Raw genomic sequence first — 7,091 nt, forward strand, 5'->3', positions numbered from 1 at the left:
ACCGGCTTAGGTACTTCAAACGTTGGCATTGTGGCAAATCCACCCGAAGAGAATCGGTCTCCCTGATGGTTGTAAATTTGCCAATGGTTACGCACCATAAAGTATTGGCAAGCGTAAATAGGTTTGCCACCTAATACACCAATTCGCCAGTCGAATTCAGTGAATATATATTCCTGAACCAAAACAAGTGCCGATTCAGCCAGCATTTGTTCTAAGCGCGTTTTTAACGCTTCTTTATTTTCAGCTTTATGCACGCCGCGGGAAAACGAGCTTTCTGGCAGTTTTAAAACAAGCGGCAAACCAAAGTCAGCTATGAGTTTTTCGCATACTTCATCAGTAGCGCTCGATACAAACGTCGCTTTCGGCGCTGGCACTTTCTGATAAGCAAACGCATCCTGCAGGTACACTTTGTTACAGCAGCGCAGAATTGACTGCGTATCGTCCATAACCACAATGCCTTCTCGCTCTGCGGCACGCGCTAAACGGTAAGTATGATGGTCAATCGCCGTCGTTTCACGAATGAACAATGCATCATAGTGACCCAATTCTTCTTGCGACAGGCGACTCACCACATCTGCGCGAAAGCCCACTTTTTCAGCTGCTTTAACAAAGTTTTTAATGGCGCGTTCATCGCTAGGCGGCGTGCTCTCTTCAGGGTTAACCAAAATGGCCATGTCCCAACGAGTACGTTTGCTCGTTTTACCAGCCTTCCACTGTATTTTGGTATGTGCTTCTAATTGCTCAATGAAACGCGCTTGTTGCTTGGCGTTTAAGTCCTTAAACGCTTTTGCCTGTACGCTTGCAAAGCCTTCAATTTGTACTTTACCCGTGGCTTTAGGCGACACTTTCGTATCGGTAACTGTTGGGCTTAACACCAAAACAGGGTACGGGTATTTTTCAAACGCTTGGCGCGCCAAACGCTTAAAGCGCTGATCTTTCACTTCGCCAAAAAGTACTAATATAGGTTCATCAGTAATTTCCGTATTGTCTTGGGATACCGACAAAGAGAATACGATGCGATCGATACTTTTTTCTTCCGCCATGCGTAAATCGTTAATGGTGTTTACAGAAGGCAATACAGAGTGATTACGTGCCTGAGCCAAAAGTGAACAATAGTACCCTTCGCTTAAGTAACGCGTAGTATCACAAATGTTGATAACGCGTGTTTTGGGCTCGTTCAACTTTGGAAACTCAGCAAGATAATCTTGAAAAGTCAGCACGGTTAAAGCTGTGTTACAAAAAGGAGTAACATCATCAGTAACAATCAGTGTATTGTGCATGTAATTCGCTTCTAAATAGTGTGTTGTTAGTTAAAATTATTGCCGTGTTTGGTCAATTTACAAACACGATTAAAGTAGCGCTGAGTTTACGCTTTCCTCATCATTTGCATAGCATTATCAGCACGGCTTTTTTTCATCGTTAAGACAACGAAAACTAATGTGCATTTGAATAGATTGAAACGACTTTTGTTTATTGAGTTTGCCTATACATTGAAGTAAGCAAACAAGATACGAATGGTTTAAGGAGTACGTATGTTATTAGCCAGCTTGGCTATTTTAATCGGATTACCGGTTTTGCTTTGGAGCGCAGGGAAGTTTGTAGGTGGTGCCGCATCGGTAGCCAATCATTTCGGTGTTTCCCCCTTGCTCATCGGTATGCTCATTATTGGGTTTGGTACATCGGCCCCCGAGATTATTGTTTCCATATTTGCTGCAATCCAGGGCAACTCCGGGATAGCGCTCGGTAACGCTTACGGCTCTAATATCGCCAATATTCTGTTAATCCTTGGCCTTACCGCTATCATTAGTCCTATTGCGGTTAAATCAGAAATCATTAAGAAAGAACTGCCTGTTTTACTTGGCATCACCTTCTTTGCCGCATGGCAGGTGTGGGACTTAAATATCTCGAAAGACGACGCATTCTCTTTGTTAGGACTGTTTGTGCTTCTGCTTTCTTGGAGTATTTATCACGGCATGAAAGGCGACAAAGACGCCCTTGCCGACGAATACGATGAAGAGATTAATAGCAACGAAGGTACAGTAAAAACCCACGTAATGTGGTTGATTGCAGGGCTTTTATTGCTAGTTGCAAGCTCGCGTATGCTGGTATGGGGCGCGGTAGAAGTCGCCACCTTCTTTGGTGTTAGCGATACTATTATCGGGTTGACGGTTATCGCAATTGGTACATCGTTACCAGAACTTGCGTCATCGCTAATGGCGGTGAAGAAAGGCGAACACGATTTAGCCATTGGTAACGTGATCGGATCTAATATGTTCAACACTTTGGCAGTAGTGGGCATTGCAGGCACCATTCAGCCAATGACTGTAGGTTCTGAGTTTTTATACCGCGACGTTATGGTGATGTTCGCATCAACCATTGCCCTATTCATTTTCTGTATTGGCATTAAGCGCCAAGGACGTTTAAACCGTCTGGAAGGTGGTGCATTTGTGCTGGCCTACGCGGCTTATACGTACTGGCTTATCCAAGCGGCTTTCATTTAAATTATTCCCGAAAGCCAATAGTAAGCAAAATATGATTTGCATATTGATCACTTGATGGGAATACCTAGGTTAAACCATCAAGTGACATAAACGCTGTTCTTCCGAAAGCGCTACGCTCAATGAGTTGTTTGTTTTACCTTTGGTCTTCGCTTATGGCGAACTCCAAATGCAAATAACTTTGACAATCTACAGCCCCAGTGTGGTGGCCAACGTAATTAAGCTTATTGCCGCAATCGCAAATAGAATAAACAGGTTTATGCCAAAGCTATCGCTTTGACGACGGTTTCTCCTGGCTCGCATAATGATGCTAACTAAACTCACTACCAAACATACCTGCAGCATAATGGTCATAGCTGACAAATGACTTTCAGACCAGCTGGTATCGCCTTTTATTCCCCAGTATTGCTGTACGCCGCTGATAAAATCTGGGCGCGCATAGTGAAATAGCACTAATACGACTACCATCCCTACCCAGCCAACGATGTTTAGTGCAAGCATGACCTTGTAAAATGGTGTTTTAGAACGAGGCGTTGAACGTCGTTCGGCAAGTTGCTCGTAAGTCATAGAACTTCTCTCATTTTCAGTATCGCTAGAACGCCGTGTGTCACTTTGCGTAGCACTTGATTCTGGGGCTTGCTGTGGCACTGGCGTGCTTGAATCATTTTTATTTCCCATTTGTCACTCTGTTTTCTGGCATCCCGCTTTTTGTTGGGTATACTAGCGTGCTGTTGGATTGTATTTCATTGGTTATTTTTACATCACCAAGTCATGTTTCGATCTGTATTTTGCTTACATTGGCGCTAAGCGAATTGCGAAAAGCCTTTTTTAAAAAGCAAAAAGCGATTATAGATTCTAGTTAGTTATCGGCATGGCAATCCAAAAACATTGACCATAAAGCAAATTTTAGTGCATTTTTTCATTCACAGTTTAATGCACTGTGTTGTTGAAAATGACTCAATAGTAAGCAACAACATAAAATTAGTAAGACGGAGAAATTAACATGACGCATGCGCCCGTAGTTGACGTACTTAAAGGTAAGTACGCCGTTGGCGAATCGGTAACCGTAAAGGGTTGGGTAAGAACACGCCGCGACTCTAAAGCGGGGTTATCATTTATTGCACTACACGACGGTAGTTGCTTCGATCCTGTACAAGTTATTGCGCTAAATTCTCTGTCAAATTATGCCGATATTCAGCGCTTAACAGCAGGCTGTTCATTATCGGTTACCGGTACAGTGAAAGAGTCTCAGGGCCAAGGCCAAGCCGTTGAAATTGACGCAACTGATGTTGAAATTTTAGGTTGGGTAGAAAACCCTGATACATACCCAATGGCAGCTAAACGCCACAGCATTGAGTACCTTCGCGAATATGCGCATCTACGCCCTCGCACTAACGTTATCGGCGCGGTAACCCGCGTTCGCAACTGTTTGTCGCAGGCGATTCACCGCTTTTTCCATGAGAAAGGTTACTTCTGGATCTCTACGCCAATTCTAACGGCTAGCGATACAGAAGGTGCAGGTGAAATGTTCCGCGTATCAACGCTTGATATGATGAACCTTCCACGCGACGACAAAGGCAATGTTGACTACTCAGAAGATTTCTTCGGCAAGGAAACCTACCTAACGGTATCAGGTCAGCTTAACGCTGAAACATATTGTACAGCTATGTCTAAGGTATACACCTTTGGACCTACGTTCCGTGCAGAAAACTCAAACACATCTCGCCACCTTGCAGAGTTTTGGATGATTGAGCCTGAAGTGGCGTTTGCTGAATTGAAAGATGTAGCACAACTAGCTGAAGACATGCTGAAGTATGTATGTAAGGCCGTGCTTGAAGAGCTGCCTGACGACATGGCGTTCTTTGCTCAGCGTATTAAGAAAGACGCCATTGAGCGTTTAGAAAAGTTAGTAAACTCTGACTTTGTTCGCATGGACTACACAGACGCTATCGAAATTCTGCAAAACTGCGGCAAAGAATTCGAGTTCCCTGTTGAATGGGGTATCGATTTATCTTCTGAGCATGAGCGCTACCTTGCTGAAGAGCACGTCGGTGCGCCAATTATTATGCAGAACTATCCGAAAGACATTAAGGCGTTCTACATGCGCATTAACGATGACGGTAAGACAGTTGCAGCTATGGACGTACTTGCGCCAGGCATCGGTGAAATCATCGGTGGTTCACAACGTGAAGAACGCCTAGACGTATTCGATGCACGCCTTGACGAAATGGGTCTATCGAAAGAAGACTACGCGTGGTACCGCGACCTTCGCCGCTACGGCACCGTACCTCACTCAGGTTTCGGTCTTGGTTTCGAGCGTCTTGTAGCATACGTAACCGGCATGCAAAACGTACGTGACGTGATCCCATTCCCACGAACACCGGGCAACGCTAGCTTCTAAGCTTGCCAACTTCATTGAAAAGCCCGCCTGCAGAAATCTGTAGGCGGGCTTTTTCTATTGTCTTTTACGCTTAATCTAACTCGACAAAACCTTACGGATTTATTGAAAGGCCAATGGCAGCTGAACGACAGGGCTCAACCGTGTATACGAAACCTTCAGCTGTTTCTGCCGTCTTTTCAATCTGCAAAATTTCGTAATCGTTAAGCTCTATGACGCGGGTTCCTTCCGGATGAGCACAACGAGATCGCGAGTCTGCTTCAAATTCATAGATAAAATTTGCCAGTGCCTGTCGCTGCGCTTTTTTGTAATCAACGCTCTTTTGTTTAGCGTTAGTTAAAAGCGTAGTTAAATCTCTTTCTAGTTCAGAAACATCTTCAGCTTGTTCCTCAGTAAGTTGCGATTCACTGTTCTCACGCTTATTTTCAGTTTCTTCTATGGTTATTAACGGGTTAGCACTATCACTACTGAATTCAGAAAGTAATCCAACCTGCCCAGCTAAAATGCCAAGCTGCAGGGCAACCCCCAGCGTCCAAACAAACCTCGCTACGGCAGTGGATAAAACAAAACGATATCCGGGTTGGTGCCACAACCTTTGAACACCAAAAGGTTTAAGCAGTAATAAGAAAAACAAATAAACAAAAATTACCAGCATGCCGCCGACTAGCGCCATTAACGTGGTAACGAAAAACCAACTAGGCACCATTAGAATTAGTGCGAAATTATGGCTATAAGGTAACGCGCTCGCAGACACACCGGTTATGCTATTCACCATGCCACTGGCAGAAGCTAGCGCAAAGTTAGCGATAATGGCGTAAACGAACAAGATAACCGCTTTCCCGGGCAAGCTATTCCAAAGCACCATGAACTTAGGCCAGGTTTCACTAACAATACCAACAAGCGCAAAACCAAACATAATAGCTTCGAACAAACCACTTTCTATATTCAAGAGCAGCTGTATAAGAAGCATGCTGGTTGCCAGAAAATAACACCGCTGGGCGAAGGTGATACTCACCCAAAACCGTAAAAAGCCAATTCGCCTTTTCAAAAATAAACGGCTTCCTTGCTTCTTTACTTTTTCATAAACGTTGCGAATGTAGTTTGTTGTTTCCATTATTTAATCGTCAATTATTGTTGTTATACTTCTAAATACGACTGGCTTTACTTCCCGACGTGACCGCAATAAGCTATGCTGTTGGTTCTAAAAATCAACGGGTTATATATCTAGGCTGCTAACTATCATACATTTAACATACAAAAAGTAGCGTGCAAAAACCTTATGGCTGAATCTAATACGTTATCTATAGTTTGTGAGCAATGCCATACTAAGGTACGCATTCCCGCCCTCGCGCACAGGCAACGGGCCGTGTGCCCAGTATGTAACCATACGCTAATATCCCATCGAAATGGCGCAAGCGAAAACTTACTCGCTTATACCTTCAGTGCTATTATTTTTTTACTGCTCTCTTTGCCCTTTAATTTTCTAACATTTAAAGCGAGCGGCCAAAAACACAGTATAGATTTGCCCACCGGCATTACAGTACTCATCGAAAACGACTATTTATCATTAGCCATAATAACCACTTTAGCGACGCTATTACTGCCCGGAATGGTATTAGCTGGAATGTTACTGTTGTCATTAGCTCAGTTGCAAAATCGCCGCCCCTTTTACTTGCCCAGGTTGTTCAAGTTAGTAAAAGCGCTCTTACCATGGAGCATGGCTGAAATCTTTCTTGTCGGTACCTTAGTGAGCTTGATTAAAATTACCGAACTGGCCGATGTTTCTATCGGGTTATCCTTCTACGCTTTTATTGGTTTTTCAGCGTTCACCGCACTATGTATATCCCAATTCGACCCTACACGCTACGCTATGTGGTTATCTCAAGGGCAGCCTCCACAACCTAAGCCGCTTGGCGAAGCGCAGGCGAAAGAAAGTATTCAACGCACGTGGGCACTGTTGGTAACCGCCTGTATCTTATATATTCCTGCGAATGTATTACCAATTATGTACACTGAATTTTTCGGGCAAGAAACACCGAATACCATCATTGGTGGTGTTATTTCGCTATGGGAGTCTGGCTCGTACCCTGTCGCGATCATTATTCTTATTGCCAGCGTGGTGGTGCCTGTAGCGAAAATTGTCATTCTTGCTTGGCTGAATTTTTCCGTACAGCGAGAGAAAACCACTTCAAAAC

At 44.0% G+C, this 7,091-nt stretch carries 6 protein-coding genes; 3 read left to right on the plus strand and 3 right to left on the minus strand.

All coding sequences use genetic code 11. The features are described from left to right. Window positions 1-1,280 (minus strand): RimK family ATP-grasp domain-containing protein (locus QVA83_RS05995; RefSeq protein ID WP_287498239.1); only part of this gene is annotated, 1,280 nt, incomplete at its 3' end. A gap of 252 nt (window positions 1,281-1,532) precedes the next feature. Between QVA83_RS05995 and QVA83_RS06000 the strand changes: the two genes are divergently transcribed. Further along, complete coding sequence (locus tag QVA83_RS06000) at window positions 1,533-2,501, plus strand: calcium/sodium antiporter (RefSeq protein ID WP_049585898.1); 969 nt, start codon at window positions 1,533-1,535, stop codon at window positions 2,499-2,501. Window positions 2,502-2,687: 186 nt separating this feature from the next. Here QVA83_RS06000 and QVA83_RS06005 read toward each other — a convergent pair whose 3' ends face one another. Then, a complete protein-coding gene (locus tag QVA83_RS06005; RefSeq protein ID WP_076011367.1) occupies window positions 2,688-3,176 on the minus strand; it encodes a hypothetical protein in 489 nt (162 codons plus the stop codon). A gap of 325 nt (window positions 3,177-3,501) precedes the next feature. Here QVA83_RS06005 and asnS point away from each other — a divergent pair, with 325 nt between their 5' ends. Then, window positions 3,502-4,899, plus strand: a complete 1,398-nt coding sequence (gene asnS / locus QVA83_RS06010; RefSeq protein ID WP_156078128.1) for an asparagine--tRNA ligase — start codon at window positions 3,502-3,504, stop codon at window positions 4,897-4,899. Between the two features lie 91 nt (window positions 4,900-4,990). Here asnS and QVA83_RS06015 read toward each other — a convergent pair whose 3' ends face one another. Then, on the minus strand, window positions 4,991-6,010 hold the full coding sequence (locus tag QVA83_RS06015; protein ID WP_156078127.1) for a hypothetical protein: 1,020 nt from the start codon (window positions 6,008-6,010) through the stop codon (window positions 4,991-4,993). 165 nt (window positions 6,011-6,175) lie between these two features. On the opposite strand from QVA83_RS06015, the gene QVA83_RS06020 reads away from it, so the two are divergent. Continuing rightward, a partial coding sequence (locus QVA83_RS06020) for a paraquat-inducible protein A (protein WP_287498240.1) occupies window positions 6,176-7,091 on the plus strand: 916 nt, incomplete at its 3' end.

It is taken from the genome of Alteromonas sp. AO-Serp (genome assembly GCF_017849675.1).
Taxonomy (GTDB): Bacteria; Pseudomonadota; Gammaproteobacteria; order Enterobacterales; family Alteromonadaceae; genus Alteromonas; species Alteromonas macleodii.